General features: G+C 73.9%; 17 protein-coding genes. 8 read left to right on the forward strand and 9 right to left on the reverse strand.

Annotated features, from left to right (window positions below):
• Positions 1–19 precede the first annotated feature (19 nt).
• Positions 20–562, forward strand: coding sequence for a sigma-70 family RNA polymerase sigma factor (locus HCN51_RS18605; RefSeq protein WP_168010831.1), 543 nt, complete (start codon positions 20–22; stop codon positions 560–562).
• Positions 559–1719 (forward strand): CU044_5270 family protein, encoded by a 1161-nt coding sequence (locus HCN51_RS18610; protein WP_168010832.1) that lies wholly within the window; start codon positions 559–561, stop codon positions 1717–1719. The genes HCN51_RS18605 and HCN51_RS18610 overlap by 4 nt, the downstream gene beginning before the upstream one ends.
• A 15-nt stretch (positions 1720–1734) precedes the next feature.
• On the opposite strand, the gene HCN51_RS18615 is transcribed toward HCN51_RS18610, so the two are convergent.
• The 3 genes from HCN51_RS18615 to HCN51_RS18625 form a co-directional block, all read right to left on the reverse strand.
• The gene (locus tag HCN51_RS18615) at positions 1735–3957 is read right to left on the reverse strand and encodes a polysaccharide lyase 8 family protein (protein ID WP_346433703.1); all 2223 of its coding nucleotides are present in this window, start codon (positions 3955–3957) and stop codon (positions 1735–1737) included.
• A gap of 143 nt (positions 3958–4100) precedes the next feature.
• On the reverse strand, positions 4101–5321 hold the full coding sequence (locus tag HCN51_RS61395) for a hypothetical protein (RefSeq protein ID WP_168010833.1): 1221 nt from the start codon (positions 5319–5321) through the stop codon (positions 4101–4103).
• Positions 5322–5398: 77 nt separating this feature from the next.
• Complete coding sequence (locus HCN51_RS18625; RefSeq protein ID WP_206067183.1) at positions 5399–6379, reverse strand: AsnC family transcriptional regulator; 981 nt, start codon at positions 6377–6379, stop codon at positions 5399–5401.
• Positions 6380–6464: 85 nt separating this feature from the next.
• On the opposite strand from HCN51_RS18625, the gene HCN51_RS18630 reads away from it, so the two are divergent.
• Entirely contained in the window at positions 6465–7847 is a 1383-nt protein-coding gene (locus HCN51_RS18630) for a DHA2 family efflux MFS transporter permease subunit (RefSeq protein WP_168010835.1), read from the forward strand.
• 140 nt (positions 7848–7987) lie between these two features.
• On the opposite strand, the gene HCN51_RS18635 is transcribed toward HCN51_RS18630, so the two are convergent.
• The 4 genes from HCN51_RS18635 to HCN51_RS18650 all read right to left on the reverse strand — a co-directional run bounded on the left by HCN51_RS18635 (position 7988) and on the right by HCN51_RS18650 (position 12830).
• On the reverse strand, positions 7988–9412 hold the full coding sequence (locus tag HCN51_RS18635; RefSeq protein ID WP_168010836.1) for a WGR domain-containing protein: 1425 nt from the start codon (positions 9410–9412) through the stop codon (positions 7988–7990).
• 68 nt (positions 9413–9480) lie between these two features.
• A complete protein-coding gene (locus HCN51_RS18640) occupies positions 9481–9948 on the reverse strand; it encodes an ATP-binding protein (protein WP_277350031.1) in 468 nt (155 codons plus the stop codon).
• 179 nt (positions 9949–10127) lie between these two features.
• Positions 10128–10490 (reverse strand): 4a-hydroxytetrahydrobiopterin dehydratase, encoded by a 363-nt coding sequence (locus HCN51_RS18645; protein WP_168010838.1) that lies wholly within the window; start codon positions 10488–10490, stop codon positions 10128–10130.
• A 51-nt stretch (positions 10491–10541) separates the two neighbouring features.
• Positions 10542–12830: a xanthine dehydrogenase family protein molybdopterin-binding subunit gene (locus tag HCN51_RS18650; RefSeq protein WP_168010839.1), complete on the reverse strand. Its 2289-nt coding sequence runs from the start codon at positions 12828–12830 to the stop codon at positions 10542–10544.
• Between the two features lie 74 nt (positions 12831–12904).
• Here HCN51_RS18650 and HCN51_RS18655 point away from each other — a divergent pair, with 74 nt between their 5' ends.
• Complete coding sequence (locus HCN51_RS18655) at positions 12905–13375, forward strand: MSMEG_6728 family protein (RefSeq protein WP_168010840.1); 471 nt, start codon at positions 12905–12907, stop codon at positions 13373–13375.
• A gap of 3 nt (positions 13376–13378) precedes the next feature.
• Here the strand turns inward: HCN51_RS18655 and HCN51_RS18660 are convergent, their stop codons facing one another.
• A complete protein-coding gene (locus HCN51_RS18660) occupies positions 13379–14818 on the reverse strand; it encodes a multicopper oxidase family protein (protein WP_346433704.1) in 1440 nt (479 codons plus the stop codon).
• 89 nt (positions 14819–14907) lie between these two features.
• On the reverse strand, positions 14908–15306 hold the full coding sequence (locus HCN51_RS18665) for a hypothetical protein (RefSeq protein WP_206067184.1): 399 nt from the start codon (positions 15304–15306) through the stop codon (positions 14908–14910).
• 195 nt (positions 15307–15501) lie between these two features.
• Here HCN51_RS18665 and HCN51_RS18670 point away from each other — a divergent pair, with 195 nt between their 5' ends.
• The 4 genes from HCN51_RS18670 to HCN51_RS18685 are packed head-to-tail and all read left to right on the forward strand — an operon-like array spanning position 15502 to position 18695.
• On the forward strand, positions 15502–16665 hold the full coding sequence (locus HCN51_RS18670; RefSeq protein WP_168010842.1) for a sensor histidine kinase: 1164 nt from the start codon (positions 15502–15504) through the stop codon (positions 16663–16665).
• Complete coding sequence (locus HCN51_RS18675; protein ID WP_168010843.1) at positions 16662–17324, forward strand: response regulator; 663 nt, start codon at positions 16662–16664, stop codon at positions 17322–17324. Before HCN51_RS18670 ends, HCN51_RS18675 begins: the two co-directional genes overlap by 4 nt.
• Before the next feature lie 45 nt (positions 17325–17369).
• A complete protein-coding gene (locus HCN51_RS18680) occupies positions 17370–17969 on the forward strand; it encodes a sulfite oxidase-like oxidoreductase (RefSeq protein WP_080044274.1) in 600 nt (199 codons plus the stop codon).
• Complete coding sequence (locus HCN51_RS18685) at positions 17970–18695, forward strand: ferredoxin reductase (protein ID WP_346433705.1); 726 nt, start codon at positions 17970–17972, stop codon at positions 18693–18695.

Consider the following 18695-nt stretch of genomic DNA (forward strand, 5'->3'; position numbering starts at 1 on the left):
TTCGGAGGGACTACTGGGTGTGGACGATCCCGAAGAACGATTCACCGACCTCTACGACCGGCACTACCGCAGCGTCCTGGGCTACGCCCTGCTGCGGGCCGACCGGGACGTGGCCGAGGACGTGTCGAGCGAGACGTTCCTCGTGGCGTGGCGGCGCCTGGCCGAGCTGCCGGAGCCGCCACTGCCCTGGCTGCTCGGGGTGGCGCGCAACCTGCTGGCCAAGCAGCGCGACTCGCGCCACCGCCGGCAGGCCCTCGTCGACCGCATAACGGCGCTCACCACCAGCCGCGACCACGAGGCGTGGGACGTGGCCGAGCACGTCGTCGACAGGGAGACCGCCCTGGCCGCGCTGTCCGCCCTGCCCGAGCGGGACGTGGAGGCGATGGTCTTCGCCACCTGGTACGGCCTGCCGCCCGAGCAGGCGGCCGGCGTCATGGGCTGCTCGGTGCGCACGTACAACGTGCGGCTGCACCGCGCCCGCAAGCGACTGGCCCGGGCGCTGGGCCTGGACGGCGGCCGGCAGCCCCGCGTTCTCAACACACCCTTGGAGGACCCCCGATGACTGACCGTACGTTCGCCCGGCTCAAGCCCGAGGGGCTGGACGAGCTCGCGGAGGACGGTTACCGCCGGCGCCGCTCCGGCGACCTGGCCCGGGCCTTCGCCACCCCGCGCACCGAGGCCGCGCCCCCGCGGCGGCGCCGCCCGTACGTGCTGGCGGCGGCCACCCTGGCGGCCGGGCTGGCGGCCGTCGCCGCCTCCGTGGTCGTCACCGGCGACCCGGCCCCGCGCCCGGCGCCGCCGTCCGCCTCCCCCGTCGCACCGCCCGTGGTGGACGGGCGCTCGTTCCTGCTGGCGGCGGCCACGACCGCGAAGCGCGAGCCGGCCGAGTCCGGCCGGTACTGGTATCTCAACGAGCGGACGCTGCAGAAGGTGCACGTCGCGCCCGGCGAGTACGTGGCCAGGCTCAAGGAGCTGAGCGCGCGCTTCGAGAAGAAGGAAAAAGAGCTCAAGGGCGATCAGGAAGGGCTCGAAGCGGCACGCGAGGAGTTCGAGCGGGAGGTCGGCGAGCTCAAGAGGCAGGAGCTGCCCTACACCGCGTACGCGGCCGACACGACCGAGAGCTGGCGCGCCATGCGACCGGGCGAGACCAGCCGCAGCGTGCGCGGCCAGGACGTGAAGGTCACGTTCGGCTCCCCCGAGGACGAGGCCGCCTGGCGCGCGGCCGGCTCCCCCGAGCTGGTGCAGCCCGGCGCCGGGCCGCGCGACGACGCGACGCCCCGGGTCCTGTCCATCGACAACCCGAGCCTGACCCTCCAGAACGTCCGCGAGTTGCCCACCTCCAAGGACGAGCTGAGGCGGCGCCTGGACGAGCTGTGGAGGCGCAGCCCCAACTCGGCGGACGTCGGCAAGGCCGGCTACCTGTGGCAGACCGGCGTGGACCTGATGACCGCGCCCATCCGGCCGGGCACCCGCTCCGCCCTCTACCAGGTGCTGGCCGACCAGCCGGGCATCGCGTCCAAGGGCGAGGTCAAGGACGCTCTGGGGCGTACGGGGGTCGCCCTGTCCGTGTCCACGGCCGACGGGGTCGACTTCCGGTTCGTCTTCGATCCGGGGACGGCCGAGCTGCTGGAGTACGACGTGGTGGACAAGGGGGTGACCCAGCTACGAGTGGCGGTGGCCGGCATGGGCTTCACCGACAAGCTGGGCGAACGCCCCTGAACCCAGTGGTGGCCCTCACCTTTGGCTCAGCCGCACGGTGACCGTCAGCGAGGCGCCCTCCCGGTCGCCCGGCCGCTTGAACGTGAGCCGGCCGCCGGTCAGGAGGGCGTCCCCGTCCAGCAGCTCCGTCACGGGCGTGGCCCAGGTCAGGGTCAGCTCGTCCAGGTCGCACCGGGGGTCGGCGACGGTCACGGTCGCGGTGCCGTCGGGCCGCTCGCGCACCAGGGCCGCGCACGGGGCGGAGGCGGTCAGGCCGCCCGCCGTCCCGGCGCTCCAGAAGCAGGCGGCGGTGAGGCCCAGCGCGGGCACGTGCACGGCCTGGAGATCGGCCGTGTTGGCGAGCACCCGCACCGGAGCGCCGTCAAGCCCCGGCGTGGTCAGCGCGGCGGCGCGGGCCCGGGTGTCCTGCTTGCTCGCCCCCGGCAGCAGCAGATACGCGTAGGAGGCCGCGCGCGGATCGACGCCGTGGTCCAGCCAGAGCGTCACGTAGTCGCGGCTCACCCCGCCCCCGGTCCGGCGCTCCCGCAGCGTGCGCACGGGCTGGCCGCCGGGCAGCACGTACCCGCCGTGTCCCTCCAGGTGGGCCCAGCCGGCCCCGGTGTCGAGCCGGGCGGCGGTCCTGCGGTTGTCCACGACGGTCTCGACGGGCACGCCGTCCGCGCAGGTGATCCCCGCGCCCAGGCAGACGACCATGTCGTCGAGGAAGAACCACGACTTGAACGCCTCCAGCGTGCTCTCCAGGCCGCTGAGGTGCTGGCCCACGGCCGCGTACGTGCCGTCGGTGGCCCCGCCGACCCACCGCCACGGCGGGCGCGTGTCGCCCCAGGCCGCGCCCGCCCCGTCGGGCAGCCGCCGGGTGGAGACGGTGGTGCCCGGCAGCCGGTAGGGGTCCACGGTCGGCCAGAACGCGTCGGAGTACTGGTCGCCGTGCCCGCCGGCCCACCAGTAGAGCATCCCGGAGCCGGTGTGCCAGCCGCGCAGGTTCTCGCCGTTGCCGTGCTCGTAGTGGCCGATCCGGTGCGAGGCCATGCTGAGCGCCGCGCACCAGCCGGGCCTGCGGTGCACGGCCCTGGCGCTCATCGGCAGCAGCCGGTGCCCGTCCGGCTCGGCCGCCGCGGGCACCGCCCCGTCCGCGAGGAGCGCCGCCAGGCGGGCGTGGAAGGCGGGCTCGGCCGCGTGCTCCAGCATCGGCCGGGACGTGCCGCGCTCCGCCCAGCCCTTGACCATGGCCCGCCAGCGCGCCCGGGCCTCGGCGGGGGCGCTCTCCCCCAGCAGCAGGACGGCGGCGGCGATCTCCCGGCCGCGCTCGTGGTCGCCGAACGGCCGCCGGCCGACGCTGCGCCCGCGTACGAGGTCCATGCAGGCCCCGTCGTGCACGAACGGCGCGAACGAGCGCTCGACCGTGTCGAAGATCCGCTGGTCGGCGAGCTCCCAGGGGGAGCCGCGCAGCACCGCGTACAGGGTGGCCAGGCCCGACAGCAGCGTCACGCCGTAGGCGCCCTGGTAGGGCACGTACGAGTGTTGGATGAACGACCCGTCACGGTAGAACCCGTCGCCTTCCGAGACCGTCGCGAACACCGGCGACAGCGCCGAGACGGCCAGCCGCGCCCTGGCGTGGTCGTCGTCGAGCATCGCGCGCAGCAGCGTCACCACGCACAGGTCCACCCGGTTCGCGGCGGTGCTGTTGCCCTCGTAGCGGCGCAGGCGGCGCTCCGGCACGTAGTGGTCGACGGCCTCGGCCAGCGCCCTGCTCCCGGTGCCGGTCAGCACGGACGCGTCCAGCAGCGCCTTCGGCACGCCGATCTGCCAGTGCCACCAGTTGCCCGGGGCGTCGCCGCCGGCGGCGTACACGTGCCGCCGGTAGTGCTCGACCCCGCTCGCGACGGCCTCAGTGAGCGTCGCGTCGCCGAGACCCAGCGCGTACGCCTGCGCCATGACCCGCAGCCGCCTGGGGGTGGCCACGAACGACGGGAACGGCTGGTCGGGCCAGAGCGAGGAGGGGCCGGGCGCCATCGTGGCGCGGTACCGCCCGGCGGCCCGGCCGAGCGCCGCCAGCCGGGCGCGGTACCCCTCGGAGTCGTGCCCCGGCCCGGCCGTCACCTCACGCCAGCGGCGGCGCAGCAGCACGAACGTGTCGTCGGGCGTGTGCGCGGCCGCCGCCGGCGCCAGCGCGCCCATCGTGCCGGCCGCGGTCACGCCGCCGAGCCGGAGGAATAGTCGCCTGGAGGGCAGCCGCACGCCTCGATTATCACGCCCGGCGCGCCTCGGCGATCACGCCCGGCATGTCCCGGCGGTCACGCCCGGCACGCCTCGGCGATCACGCCCGGCGTGTCTCGGCGGTCACGCCCGGTGTGGCTCGGTGAGCACGCGCGATCCCGTCGTCACCCTCGCCGCAGGGCGACGAACCAGTCGAGCACCTCGGGCATCGACCGGCTGGCCGACGTCATGTGATCGACGTCCCCCACGTCCTTCAGCGACGCCTTCACCCCGCTCGCCTTGAGGTCCCGCAGGCAGTGGCGGGCGTTGTCGTAGGCCACATCCTTGTCGCCGCGCGCCGCGAACAGCCGCACCGGCGCCCCGGCCCGCCAGCCCGCGCACGTGGTGTCGTTGACCCGCATCGCCCGCAGCACCGCCCCCGACGGCTTGGCGATCCGCTCCAGGTAGGCGGCGGTGACGAGGTCGCGTGGGGAGGCGGGCAGCCCGGCCGCGATCTCCTCGAAGCTGTGCTCCCCGTCGAACAGCTTCTCCACCGCGGGGTCGCGGAACACCTCGGCCGGCGTGTCGTAGAAGTGGTGCAGCCGGTTCATCGACACCGTCCAGTACGCCAGGTAGAAGGTGGCGCTGTGCGGGTCGAGCCGGCCGTCGAGCAGGGCCGGGATCTCGGCGGAGCGCACATGGTAGGGCCCGGAGACCGGCGCCGCGCCACGCAGCCGGTACGCCCCGTCCGCCCGCAACGCCTTGCCCAGCGCCATGGCCGCGTGCCCGCCCTGGGAGAACCCGGTGACGAGCACGTCGCCGCTCAGCGCGCGTCCCTGCTGCCCGGCCAGCTCCCCGGCGGCCCGCAGCAGGTCGGCGGAGGCACTGGCCTCGCTGGCGGCGTCCATGTACGGGTGGAAGCCGGGCCCCTTGCCCAGCCCGAGGTAGTCGGGCGCGACCCCGGCGAAGCCGGCGGCGGCGAACATCAGCGGGATGGCCCGCCCGTCGCCGTCGTCCACGGACCCGGCGTCGGCCCTGGTGGCGAGGGTGCCGTGGGCGTAGCTGACCGTCCACAGGCCCTTGCGCGACCTGGCCGGCAGCGCGACGACGCCGCTGGCCGTGGTGGGGGTGCCGGTCACGCCGATCGTCCGGTAGACGACGGCGTACAGGTCGGCGCCCTGCGGCCGGGCGGGCACGGGGAAGCCGGCCTTGGTGAGGTAGGCGGCGACCTGCTCGGCCGTCATGCGCGCCGGCAGCTCGGCCGAGACGATCGAGCCCCTGTTGTCGATCGTCACGCTCTCGCGGGCGGGCGCGGCGGCGGCGAGCGCCGCGGGGGCGGTCGCGGTGGCCAGGACGAGTCCGGCGCAGGCGAGGGCGAGCAACCGGGTCCTCATGGGCGTTCTCATGTCACAGAACGCTACGAACCAGGACGACCTCGCCCCAGCCTGCGAGCCGCCGAACCGCCGGTAGTGCCTGCCCTACTTCACAGGGGCAGCACAGCCCCCGCCCGCTTGATCGTCCTGATGATCGGCGCGGTCTCGATGTGCCGGATCGCGGGCAGCGCGCCCAGGCTGTCGGTCACGTAGCGGTAGAACGCCTCGTCGTCGCGGCAGACGATGCTGGCCGTCAGGTTGGTCGGCCCGGTGGTCGCGCCCGCGAAGGCGACCTCGTGGTGCCCGGCCAGCGCCCGCCCGGTGGCGTCGATCTCGGCGGGCGGCACCGACATCCACAGCTGCGCCTCCACCTGGTAGTTCAGCAGCGCGGGCAGCACATCCATGTCGAAGAAGAGCGCGCCCGTCGCGCAGAGCTGGTCCATCCGCCGCCGTACGGTCGACTCCGACCAGCCCGTCACGGCGGCCAGGTCGGCGTGGGCGGTGCGGCCGTCGCGGGACAGCGCGTCGAGCAGCGCCTGGTCGCCGGGGCCGAGCACGATCGGCTCGCCCTCGCCCCGCCTGCGGTAGACCCGGCCCTCCTCCAGGTGGGCGACCTGCTCGGGTGAGAGCGCGGCGAGCCCCTGCCAGCCGACGCGCCCGCCGACGAACGTGTAGAGGGTCCGGTGCGCGGTCATCGAGAGCACGCGGTTGGTCCTGGCCAGCTTGCCGAGCAGCAGCGACTCGCGTTCGGCGGCGGTGCGCTGCAGCGTCCCGCAGGAGATCTCGGTGCCGCCGGACAGCAGGTGCACCCAGAACGTGTCGGAGCGCCGCCCGAGCGCCTCGGCGATCGCGACCGCCGCGTCCGGCGTGCAGCGCAGCCTGATCGCCCACGACTCGTAGCCGAGGCGGCGCCCGTCGACGACGCCGACCACGCGCAGCATGCCGGTGGAGCGCAGCCGCCGGTAGCGGCGCGCGACCCGCTGGTCCGACACCCCCAGCACCTCGGCGATGCGGCTGAACGAGGCCCGCCCGTCCACCTGCAGCGCGTGCAGCAGCCCGCGGTCCACCTCGTCCAGCTCGATGATTTCCACCACCACAAGCTAGCCCATACGGAAAACCGCCAGAAGCACGGCCCCTGGTGGCGTTTACCCCCACCAGGGCTGCACCTTGGTCGCCATGACCACCACACAAGCACCGGAGCGGACCGCGGTCTCCTGGTCCCCCCTCGTCGCCGCCTGCCTGGGCGCCTTCATGCTGCTCGTGGACGTGACCATCGTCATGGTCGCGCTGCCCGGCATCACGGCCGACCTGGGCATGTCCTTCACCGACGCGCAGTGGCTGCTGGACGGCTACGCGCTCGCTCTCGCCGCGCTGCTGCTGGCCGCCGGCTCGTACGCCGACCACACCGGGCGGCGCAAGGTCTACCTGGGGGCGCTGGCGGTGTTCGCGCTGGCCTCCCTCGCCTGCGGGCTCGCGCCGAGCGGCGGGCTGCTGCTGGCCGCCCGCGTCGCGCAGGGCGTCGCCGCCGCCGCCATGATGGCCACCACCCTCGCCCTCATCAGCGCCACCTACCACGGCAGGCAGCGCGGCATCGCGTTCGGCGTGTGGGGCGGCGTGAACGGGGCCGCCGCGGCCGTCGCGCCCGTACTCGGCGGCCTGCTCACCGAGCACCTGCACTGGCGGGCCATCTTCCTGGTGAACCTGCCGATCAGCCTGGTCGCCGCCTGGCTGACGCTGCGCGGCGTCGAGGAGTCGCGCCTGCCCGGCGGGGCCCGGCTCGACTGGGCGGGAATGGCCACGTTCACGCTGGCGGCGGGGGCTCTCACGTACGGGCTCATCGAGGCGGGCGAGCACGGCTGGGCGGCGGCGCGCACGCTGGTGCCGCTGGCCGTGGCCGCGGCGGCGTTCGTGACCTTCCTCGTGGCCGAGTCGCGCAGCGCGAACCCCATGCTGGACCTGCGGTTGTTCGCCGGGCGGTCGTTCAGCGGGATCATGGCGGGGGCCGGGCTGCTCATGCCGGCCGCGTTCGCCTGCCTGGCCTTCACCTCGATCTGGCTCCAGCAGGACCTGCGGCTCGGGCCGGTGATGGCCGGGGTGGCGCTGTCGCCGATGGCCGTCACGTCGCTGGTGTCCTCCGTGGCCGTCTCGCGGCTGTTCCCCGGCCTGCCGCCGCGCTTCGCGGTCGGCGGCGGGCTGCTGCTGATCGGCGCGGGCGCGCTGCTCCAGGGCATGCTCGGCGCCGGCTCGGGCTGGGCCGTGCTGGCGCCCGGCCTGGTCGTCACCGGCCTCGGCGTCGGCCTGGCCGTCCCGTCGCTCAGCTCGGCCGCCATGACGTACGCGCCGCCGCAGCGGGCGGGCATGGCCGCGGGCACGGTCAACACGGTCAGGCAGCTCGGGTACGCGCTCGGCATCGCCCTGCTCGGCCTGCTCTACCGCGACGGCGGGGGCTACGCCGCCCTGAACGACGTCTACCGGGCCAGCGCGGTCACCGGCGTCGTGGCGGGCCTGCTGGTGCTGGCGGCCGTCACGGGTGCCCGGCCGGCAGCGCATCGCGGCTGATCCCGCCCCGTCGTGCCGGTGCGCGAAGTCGGCGCCGCTGGAGAACCCGGCGCTGATCACGCGCGGCGCGCTTCTCGTCCGACACGCCGAGGTCGCCGTACGCGACCTCCTCGCCGTCCATCACCATGCGCAAGGCCCGCTCAGAGCAGGCGCCGGATCTCCCCGTAGGCGCGGTAGAAGCCGCCGCGCCCGGCCGAGCGCACCCCGTCCACCAGGTAGCGGGCGCCCGGCTCGCGGATGTCCTTGGGGAACTGCACATTCCATGACTCGTAGCCGGGGCTGATCACCCGCACGCGCAGCCGCTCGCCCTCCCTGACGCACTCCACCACGACGCCGTCGCCCGCGTCACCGGCCGTGGCCGTGACCGTCTCCAGCACGGCCGACGGCTCGACCGCCTCCAGCGACGCCGCCGCCTTGACGTCCACCGGCTGCGGCACGCTGCCCGTGCGGGCCGCCGCGATGGCCGCCTCGCTGGCGTCGATGCAGGCCAGGGTGCCGTCGGTGGTGACGATGTAGAGCCGGTCGTCCAGGTACTGCATGGAGAAGGCGGAGCCGCAGCCGGTGGCGAGCTTCCACAGCCGCTCGCCCGAGGCGTCGAAGCAGTAGACGGAGGAGTGGTTGTCGCCGGCGAACACGTGCCGGCCGCCCGGCGAGGTGGCGCAGGAGTAGACGGCGCCGTCGCACTGGTAGACGGCCTCCACCCGGCCGTCGCCCTTGGCCAGGCGGTGCACGGTGCGGCGGCCAGTGCCGGCGTACACCGAGTGCTCCTCCTGCCAGCCGAACAGCACCTGGTCGGCGACGCCGGTCTCCCAGACCGGGGTGCCGTCGGAGATGTCGTAGCGGGCGACGCCGCGCGAGTGGCCGAAGTAGACCGAGTCGGCGTCGCACCTGACCATCCAGGCCGAGTCGCCGCCGCTGGTGCGGGCCCACTGGAACTCGTCCTCGTAGTCGATGGCGGTGACCCGGCCGGCGCGGTCGGAGACGCCGAGGACGCCGTCGTGGATGTCGAGCCAGTAGATGTCCACGTCGGCCGCGATCTCGTAGGCGGACCTGGGCACCTTGCCGCTGAGGTCGTAGACGCGGCCGTCGTCGCAGCCGGCGTAGATCCAGAAGTCGTCGGCCACGATGCACTTCACGCCGTCGGGCAGCCGGAAGCGGCCGGTCACGGTGCCGGAGTGGGTGACGGTGTAGACGTCGCCGCGCTGGTTGCCGACCCAGCAGCGCTCGCCGTCCACGAAGATGCCGAACGCGGAGGCGCCGCTGTCGAAGCGCCACAGCACCGGCGCCTGCTGGGCGGTGGAGCGGGTGCTGGTGATGGCCCTGCGGGTGACGGCGCGGCGCTGGCGCACCCCGCGCACGGCGGGCGCGTAGCCCTTGCGGGTCTTCTCCGCGAGCTTCTTGGCCGCCGCCGCCTGGGCCTTGGCCTCGGTGGGGAACGAGGTGACCTTGGTCTGACCCGTCTCGCCGATCCGCCCGTACGTGATCGTGACGTCGGTGCCGGCCACGATCACCTCGTAGAACTTGTGCGATCCGCCGCCGTCCTCAGACAGCTCCAAATAGGTCATGTCCGCGTTTCTCCAGAATCGGGCCTTGATCGATTGCTGGGGAGCGTAGAGGACGGCGGCGACAAAAGTCAGAAACCCGCACGGATCGGCACCACATTGGGTGCGGCGCCCGCGCGCGGGAGCGCGAACCAGGTGGCCTTGCCGACCAGGTCCGGCTGCGTCACGTAGCGCTGGGGGTGGCAGCCGTAGAAGCCGTCGGACAGCCGGGCCACGATGCGCAGCCCGCGCCCGTGCTCGGCGCCCAGGTCGTGGGGGGCCTGGGCGGGCAGGACGGGGCTGCCGTCCACGACGACGAACATGATGTCCTTCTCGTCCACATGGAGGATGAGTTCGTACGGGGCGTCGCCGTACATGAAGGCATTGGTGATCAATTCGCTCACCATGAGAACGGCGTCGTCAACGAGATCGGAGGAAAGGGAGAGTTCCGACAATTCCATGCGTATGAGGGCACGTGCTTGACCGACCGTCCGCGCGTCCTCGCGCAACGGCCACGCGTACTGCTTCCGGCTCCTGCGAGTCGATCGCAGCCTGGTCATGGCATCTGTCTCCGGTACCGAGGGGCAGCGAATGCGCCTGTCACTCAACAAGAGGACCTGCCTATGGGTTGACGTACAACGGTGTCGAAACGTGTACGTACGGAGGCGCTGATCGGGTCGAATTTTCCGTGAAATATCACAGAATTCTTTAGGCGCCTGCCCGAAACCGGGATAAAGGATCAGGAGCGGCCGATCTCGTCGATGAGCTCGTCCACCCGCCTGGCCAGCTCCAGGTCCAGGGACGTCACCGCGCTCACCGCCACCGTCCGCACCAGCAGGGTCAGCCCGTCGGGGGTGTCGTGGAGCTGCGGCTGGCGGCCGTAGGTGATCTTGAGCTGGTCGAGGGCCCGGCGGATCGCGAGCAGGTTCTCCTGCGGCAGCGAGAGCGCCCTGCGCAGCCCCGACCGGTCGCCGCTCCAGCGCGGCAGCGCCCGCAGCGCCGCCGCGACCTCGTCGTCCGTCAGCGGAGCGCTCCGCCCCTTGGGCCCGGTGACGCCACCACCGCTGCCCGGCCGCCGGAGCAGCTCCCGATGTCGCGCCACGATGGTCCCCCGATCCCCCGTTCAGGCTCCTCGTGCCCAGGTCGGGGGCCGCTACGCCTGCAGCAGCGACCACACGCGGCCGGGGGTGAGCGGCACGTCGGTGACCCGGTCCGCGATCTCCGGCAGGGCGGCGGCGACCGCGTTGGCGATCGCGGCGGGCGGCCCGATCGTGCCCGCCTCGCCGACGCCCTTCATGCCGCCCGGCGTGACCGGGGAAGGCGTCTCCAGCATCACGACCCGGATGTCCGGCACCTCGCGGGTGGTCGGCGGCAGGTAGTCGGTGATCGGCTGGCCGTCGTCGGTGAAGACGATCTCCTCGGTCAGCGCCTCGCCGATGCCCTGCGCCACGCCGCCCATGATCTGGCCCTCGACCACGGCCGGGTTCACCAGCACGCCGGCGTCGTTGACCACCCAGTAGCCCTCCACCTCGACCGCGCCCGTCTCCGGATCGACGGCCACGGCCGCCGCGTGCGCGCCGTACGCGAAGGTGTAGCCGGAGGGGTCGTAGCTGTCGCGTTCCTCCAGGCCGGGCGCGACCCCGTCGGGCAGGTCCCAGCCGCGCCACGCCGACGTGGCCAGCTCGCGCAGCGGCACCGACACCGCCGGGTCGCCCTTCACCCGCACCGCGTCGCCCGCCACCTCCAGGTCCGCGGCGGCGGCCTCCAGGCGGTGGGCGGCGATGGCCAGCAGCTTGTCCCGCAGCTTCAGCGCGGCCTTGGTGAGCGCCCCACCGCCGACCGGCAGCGAGCGGCTGGCGATCGAGCCGATCGACGAGTACGGCGTCGTCGCCGTGTCGCCCAGCAGCACCCGCACCCGCTCGATCGGCACCCCGATCCGGTCGGCCGCGAGCTGGGCCAGCGCCGTCTCGATGCCCTGCCCGATCGAGACCACGCCCGCCGACACCACGACGCTGCCGTCCTGCTCCATCCGCAGCACCACGGACTCGTAGCCGCCCGCCGCCGCCCCCATGGCCTTGAGATCCATGGAGGGGCCGAGGCCGGTGGTCTCGACGTGGCAGGAGTACCCGACGCCGCGCCTGCGCCCGTCGTCCCCGCGCCGCTCCACCCCGGCCTCCTGGACCAGGTCGCGCAGCGTGCGCAGCGCGCGCGGGTAGTCGCCCGAGTCGTACGTCTGGCCCACCGCCGTCGTGCACGGCAGCTCCTCCGGCCGCACCATGTTGCGCAGCCGCAGCTCGACGCGGTCGATCCCGAGCCGGCGCGCTGCCTCGTCGATCAGCCGCTCCCTCGTCAGCGTCGCCTCCGGCTGGCCGAAGCCACGGTACGAGCCGGCCGGCGCGGTCGTCGTCACCACCCCCCGTACCCGCACCGCGAACCGGCCGAACCGGTAGGGCCCCGGCAGCAGCGTGGCCGTCACCGCGAACGTCGAGGCGCCCGTGTTGCCCGGATGGGCGCCGAGGTCGCCGAGCACGTCCACGTCCATGGCCACGAACCGGCCGTCGCCGTCGAGCGCCAGCCGCGCCCGGTGCACGGCCTGCCGCGCCGACATCGTGGCGGTCAGCCGGTCGCCCGGCGACTCCGTCCAGCTCACCGGGCGGCCCGCGCGCATCGCGGCCAGGCAGACCAGCGTCTCGTCCGGGTAGACGTGCTCCTTGGCGCCGAACCCGCCGCCGATGTCGCGGCTGATCACGCGTATCCGGTCGTGGGGCAGCCCGAACGCCTCCGCCAGGTGCTCGCGCACGTGGTGCGGCGCCTGCGAGGAGATGTGCACGGTCAGCTCGTCGTCGGCGTACGCGGCCACCACGCCGCGCGGCTCCAGCGGGTACGGCGAGACCCGGCCCATCCTGCACACCAGCTCGACCACGTGCTCGGCCCCGTCGATGGCGGCCCCGCAGTCCTCGTCGCCCATCGCGAAGTCGGTGATCACGTTGCTGCCCAGCTCGGGGTAGAGCGGCGGCGCGTCCAGGGCCCGCTCGGCGCCGACCGTGGCGGGCAGCTCGTCGAGGTCGAGGTCGAGGAGGTCGGCGGCGTCCCTGGCGGCCTCCGGCGTGCGGGCGACGACGAGGGCGAGGGGCTGGCCGGCGTACCTGATGGTGTCGTCCAGCACGGGGTAGGAGGTGATGCGCTGGCCCGGCAGCACGTTCACGCAGGGCAGGCGCAGGTGGGCGGCGTCGGCGGGGGTGATGACATCGGTGACGCCCTCGACGGCCCAGACCGCCTTGGCGTCGCAGCCGAGCAGCCGGCCGTGGGCGATGGGGCTGCGGACGACGCAGGCGTGCAACGAGCCGGGCAGGCGCACGTTCCCGACGTACCTCGCCTTGCCGGTCAGCAGCCTGGCGTCTTCCCTTCGCGGCGTCCGTGCGCCGACATAAGGATCTCCCATGGCCTGATTGTGAGCGTCAGGCGGCGGGCGGTCTATACGATCCGGCGGGAAGGAGCACGTCAGCGGGGGTACAGATGCAAACGTTCCTGCCATATCCCGACTTCACGGCATCTGCGGCGGTTCTCGACCCGCTGCGGCTGGGCAAGCAGCGGGTCGAAGCCCTCCAGGTCCTGCGCGCCCTCACCGTTCCCGGGTACGGCTGGCGCCACCACCCCGCCGTCAAGATGTGGACCGGCTACGAGGAGGCGCTCGTCCGCTACGGCCTGGAGGTGTGCGGGCACTGGTGCTCCATGGGGCGGGCCGACACCTGCGCCGGCACGATGACGACCGAGCTGGCCCGGCTCCGGGGCGCCCCCGGCATCCGGACGCAGGCCGAGCTGGGCGCGGCCGGGGAGCTGCCGCCGTGGCTCGGCGACGAGCGGCTGCACCTCAGCCACCGCTCGGCGCTGCTGCGCAAGGACCCCGGCTTCTACCGGCCCATCTTCGGGGACGAGCCGGACGACCTCGACTACGTCTGGCCCCGCTCGGACCGCCTGCCCGCCTGAGCTTCAGACGACCTCGAAGGCGGCCATCATGGCCATGTCCTCGTGCTCCAGGTTGTGGCAGTGCAGCACGTACCGGCCCCGGTAGTCGGTGAAGCGGGTGACGATCTCGACGGTCTGGGCGTCACGCAGCTCCACGGTGTCCTTCCACTCCGGCGGCCCCTTCGGCCGCTCGCCGTTGACCGACAACACCTGGAACTGGTCGAGATGCAGGTGCACCGGATGCGCGACGTCGCTGGTCAGCCGCCAGATCTCGACGTCGCCCAGCTTCGGCCTGGCCTCCATGCGTTTGGCGTCGAAGGGCCGGCCGTTGATCAGCCACCCCGTCCCCCCGTGCATGCTCCCGCTGCTGAACTCGAAGTCCCGCGTCACCGTCGCCCGGGCCGGGTCCAGCGCCTCCACGGTGGACAGCCGGGCCGGCACCGAGGAGTCGTCCTTGGCGTCCCGCTCCACCGCGAACCGCATCACCCGCGCCTGCGGCCCCTCCCCCGCCAGGTTCCGCAGCTCGACGTGCTGCCCCACCCCGTACGCCGAGAAGTCCACGACCACGTCGGCCCGCTCCCCCGGCGCCAGCCGGAGCTGCCGCACCGTGCGCGGCGCCGCCAGCAGCCCCCCGTCGCTGCCGATCCGCACCATCGGGCCCCCGGTCGACAGCTCGTACGCCCGCGCGTTCGAGGCGTTGCACAGCCGCAGCCGGTAGCGCGCCCGCTCCACCCGCAGCTCGGGCCACGGCGCCCCGTTCACGAGGATCACGTCCCCGAGCACGCCCCCCATGTACGCCTCCCGCACCCCCGGCTTCCCCTCCAGCGCCGGGTACAGCAGGGTGCCGTCGGCCGCGAAGGACCGGTCGCAGATGAGCAGGGGCACGTCCCGCTCGCCGCGCGGCAGCGGCAGCGCCTCCTCCTCCGCGTCCCCGACCAGGAACATCCCGGCCAGGCCGCGCCAGACCTGCGGGCCCGTGTAGTCCATGCGGTGGTCGTGGTACCAGAGGGTGGCGGCCCGCTGCTCCAGCGGGAACACATACTCGCGGGACGCCCCGGGTGCCACCAGGTCCGTCGGGTAGCCGTCCGACTCGGGCGGGGTGTGGCCGCCGTGCAGGTGGAGCACGGTCGGCTCGCCGAGCTGGTTGATCAGCTTGACGACCGTGCGCCGCCCGCTGCGCGCCCGGATCGTGGGGCCGGGGAACGTGCCGCCGTACCCCCAGATGGGGGTGCGCAGGCCGGGCAGCAGCTCGGCCTCGGCGGCCCGCTCGGTCAGCTCGTAGAAGTCGGCCTCGCCGGTGCTGCGGACCGGCTTCGCGACCTCGGGGATCGGCAGCGGCACCGTGTAGGGCCGGGGCAGCGCCGCCGCACCGGCCAGGAGCTGCGGTTGCGGGGTGCCCGTGAGCAGCGAGCACCCCTGGGCCCCGGCGACCGCGACGGCCCCGAGCCCGAGCAACCGCAGCACGTCGCGCCGGGTCGGGCTCAGACCGGCAGCGACACGACCGCTGGGGCTCGCGCCCGTCCCGGCCGTGACACGACCGCGTCCGGTGGGGCTCATGCGCGTCCCGGGCGGGCCATGACGCGGATGAGCTGGGCCACGCCGCCGCCGAACAGCATCACCCCGAGCGGCAGGTGCACGACCTTCACGTGCGCGATGCCGAGCGCCGCCGCCACGAACGTGAACAGCAGCAGCCCCGCGGCCGGCCCGATGAACCTCGCCGGCCCGCCGCCCGGCCGCCAGACCAGGATCGCGGCGACCAGGTGGAGCAGCCCGATGACGGCCAGGGCCATGGCGGAGGCGCCGTGCAGCGCGCGCCCGCCCGGCGTGGACAGCAGCATGCCCGCCGTCACCGCCTGGAACAACAGCGCGACCACGTGCAGGACGACGACGGCTTTGAGGGTTTGGACGGTCCAGGCCGCCGGGCGGGCGGCCGTGGTGGGGACAGCGGTCATGATCGGCTCCTGGAACAGGTTCTCTCCATGGCCGCCATCGTCGTCCGCGGCCCCGCCGCCGGTCGTCGTGCGGGGGGCGAATCCTGCCGCTACCACACGGGACGCAGGAAAGGCGGGCGTACTACGCCGGGAGTAGTACCGGCCTCCGACTCAGCGCCGACGACCGGCGCCCGGAACACGCTCTAATGTGCAGGAATGAGCTCTGCGCGCGGATGGCGCTCCCTCGCCCAGGACGGCGCACTCGCCGCCGTGGTGGCCGCCCTGCTCACGCTCACCGTGCTCGCGACCCCCGCCGCGGGCGCCCTCGACCTGGCCGCGGTTCTCATCGCCGCGGCCTCGCTCGTGGCCTGGCGCCGGGCGCCCCTGGTCGCGCTGGCGATCAGCACCGTCTGCATGCTCGTGTACGCGGCGCACGCCCAGCCGGGCCCGCCCGCCGCCTTCCCGGTGCTGGTGTCGGTGTACGGCGCGGTGCGGGCCGGGCACCGGCTGCTCCCGGCGCTGGCCGGAGTGCTGTTCCTGGGCGCCGGCCTCACGATCAGCCTCGCGGGCGCCGGGCCTGGCGAGGAGCGGCTGGTCGTCCAGAACACGACGCTGCTGCTCGGCTGGTTCCTGGCCGCCGGGGTGACGGGCACGGTGAGCATGCACCGGCAGGCGTACGTGGAGCAGGCCGAGCAGCGCGCCGCCGAGGCCGAGCGGACCCGCGAGGAGGTCGCCCGCCGCCGGGCCGGCGAGGAGCGGCTGCGCATCGCCAGGGAGCTGCACGACTCGCTCACCCACAGCATCTCCGTCATCAAGGTGCAGGCCGGGGTGGCGGTGCACCTGGCGCGCAAGCGCGGCGAGGAGGTGCCCGCGGCGCTGCTCGCCATCCAGGAGGCCAGTGGCGATGCCATGCGGGAGTTGCGCACCACGCTGGAGCTGCTGCGCGACCCCGACCCCGATGAGGCCGATGAGCCGGCCGAGCCGGACGGGCCCAGCGGGCTGGACCGGCTCGGCGACCTGGTCGAGCGGGCCCGCGCGGCCGGGCTGCCCGCCACGGTGACGGTCTCGGGCGAGCGCAGGGGGCTGCCGCCAGAGGTGGACCGGGCCGCGTACCGGATCGTCCAGGAGGCGCTCACCAACGTCTCCAGGCACGCGGGCGCCGCCGCCGCGGCCGTCCGCGTCGACTACGGCGGGCGGGAGCTGGTCGTGCAGGTGGACGACGACGGCAAGGCCACCAGGGACGCCCCGCCCGTCCCGGGGGTGGGCCTGCAGGGCATGCGCGAGCGGGTCACGGCCCTGGGAGGCCGCCTGCTCGCCGAGCCCCGTGCCGAGGGCGGCTTCACCGTCCGCGCCGAGCTGCCGCTGGGAGACCTGACGTGATCCGGGTGCTGCTGGTGGACGACCAGGCGCTCATCCGCGGCGGCTTCCGCGCCCTGCTGGAGGCCGAGGACGACATCGAGGTGGTGGCCGAGGCCGCCAACGGCGAGCAGGCCGTCGCGCTGGCCCTGGAGCACCTGCCCGACGTGGCCCTGGTGGACGTGCAGATGCCCGTCATGGACGGCATCGAGGCCACCCGCCGCATCGCCGCCGACGAGCGGCTGCGCGGCGTCCACGTGGTGATCCTGACGAACTACGGCCTCGACGAGTACGTCTTCGACGCCCTGCGGGCCGGCGCCGGCGGCTTCCTCGTCAAGGACACCGAGCCCGCCGACCTGCTGCAGGGCGTCAGGGTGGCCGCCAGGGGCGACGCGCTGCTGTCGCCCGCGATCACCCGCCGCCTCATCGGCGAGTACGTGGCCCGCCGCCCCGAGCCGCACCCCGAGGGGCTGGACGCGCTGACCAACCGTGAGCGCGAGGTGGCCGCCCTGGTGGCCCGCGGCCTGTCCAACGACGAGATCGCCGCCCACATGGTGATCAGCCCGATGACCGCGAAGACGCACGTCAGCAGGGCGATGACGAAGCTGCGCGCCCGCGACCGCGCCCAGCTCGTGGTCTTCGCCTACGAGTCGGGCCTGGTCGTCCCGCGGGCGGGTCGTTGACCGCCGCGAAACAGGCGCGTGGTGGAATGGCCTCGGGAGGGGTGCATGAGCATCATTTCGCGCGGTTTCCGAGGAAAACGCAGAGACGACAGCGGCCGGGTGCCGCCCGGCCAGTACCTGGTGGACGACTTCCCGGTGCTGTCGGCGGGCCCGACGCCGCGGGTGCCGCTCGACCGGTGGGAGTTCGCCATCGACACCGAGGCGGAGCAGACCCACCGCTGGTCGTGGGAGGAGTTCATGGCGCTGCCCGCCGAGACGCCCACGGTCGACATCCACTGCGTCACCAAGTGGTCGAAGCTCGACACCACGTGGGAGGGCGTCTCGCTCGACGTGCTCTTCGAGGACGTCGAGACCGCCGCCGAGTACGCGCTGGTCCACTCCTACGGCGGCTACACCACGAACCTGCCGCTGGAGGACCTGCTCGACGGCAAGGCGTGGATCGTGCACCGCTTCGACGGCGAGGAGCTGGCGCCGCAGCACGGCGGCCCGGCCCGGCTGATCGTGCCGCACCTGTACTTCTGGAAGTCGGCCAAGTGGGTGCGCGGCATCCGGCTGCTGAACGAGGACTGGCCCGGCTTCTGGGAGACCGCCGGCTACCACAACTACGGCGACCCCTGGCGCGAGCAGCGTTACGAGGGCGACTAGGTGCGCCGGCTGACGTGGCGGCCGGCCGAGCTGGTGGCCGCCGCCGCCGAGACCGCGAGCGCCCGCACCCTGCGCTTCCGCGTGCCGGGCTGGCCGGGGCACCTGGCGGGCCAGCACGTGGACGTGCGGCTGACGGCCGAGGACGGCTACACCGCGCAGCGGAGCTACTCGATGGCCGCGCCCGCCGACGGTGACCTGGTCGAGCTGACCGTGGAGACGGTGACCGACGGCGAGGTGTCGCCGTACCTGGTGGAGGAGCTGCGCGTCGGCGACCAGGTGGAGCTGCGCGGGCCGGTGGGCGGCTGGTTCGTGTGGCGGCCGGAGAGCACGGCGCCGGTGCTGCTGGTGGGCGGCGGGTCGGGCATCGTGCCGCTGATGTCGATGATCAGGGCTCGCCGGCAGGCGGGCAGCCGCGCGCCGTTCAGGCTGCTGTACTCGCTGCGCGACCCCGATCGCCGCTACTACGCCGACGAGCTGCGCCGCCCCGACCCCGGGCTCGACATCACCTACCTCTACACCAGGTCGGCGCCGGAGCACGTCTCCCGGCCCGCGCGCCGCATCATGCTGGACGACCTGGCCGAGGGCGGCTGGCCGGCCTCGTTCGAGCCCGACTGCTACGTGTGCGGGCCGACCGGGTTCGTGGAGGCTGCGGCCGACCTGCTGCTCGCGCTGGGGCACGCCCCCGAGCGCATCAGAACCGAACGTTTCGGTCCCACCGGAGGTTGA

Source organism: Nonomuraea composti, assembly GCF_012034275.1.
GTDB classification, from domain to species: domain Bacteria; phylum Actinomycetota; class Actinomycetes; order Streptosporangiales; family Streptosporangiaceae; genus Nonomuraea; species Nonomuraea composti.

Coding starts and splice junctions, on each gene's coding strand:
- HCN51_RS18635 (WP_168010836.1), bottom strand. CDS start 9,412: ATGACCTATTTGGAGCTGTCTGAGGACGGCGGCGGATCGCACAAGTTC.
- HCN51_RS18655 (WP_168010840.1), top strand. CDS start 12,905: ATGCAAACGTTCCTGCCATATCCCGACTTCACGGCATCTGCGGCGGTT.
- HCN51_RS18640 (WP_277350031.1), bottom strand. CDS start 9,948: ATGACCAGGCTGCGATCGACTCGCAGGAGCCGGAAGCAGTACGCGTGG.
- HCN51_RS18630 (WP_168010835.1), top strand. CDS start 6,465: ATGACCACCACACAAGCACCGGAGCGGACCGCGGTCTCCTGGTCCCCC.
- HCN51_RS18650 (WP_168010839.1), bottom strand. CDS start 12,830: ATGGGAGATCCTTATGTCGGCGCACGGACGCCGCGAAGGGAAGACGCC.
- HCN51_RS18610 (WP_168010832.1), top strand. CDS start 559: ATGACTGACCGTACGTTCGCCCGGCTCAAGCCCGAGGGGCTGGACGAG.
- HCN51_RS61395 (WP_168010833.1), bottom strand. CDS start 5,321: ATGAGAACGCCCATGAGGACCCGGTTGCTCGCCCTCGCCTGCGCCGGA.
- HCN51_RS18680 (WP_080044274.1), top strand. CDS start 17,370: ATGAGCATCATTTCGCGCGGTTTCCGAGGAAAACGCAGAGACGACAGC.
- HCN51_RS18670 (WP_168010842.1), top strand. CDS start 15,502: ATGAGCTCTGCGCGCGGATGGCGCTCCCTCGCCCAGGACGGCGCACTC.
- HCN51_RS18665 (WP_206067184.1), bottom strand. CDS start 15,306: ATGACCGCTGTCCCCACCACGGCCGCCCGCCCGGCGGCCTGGACCGTC.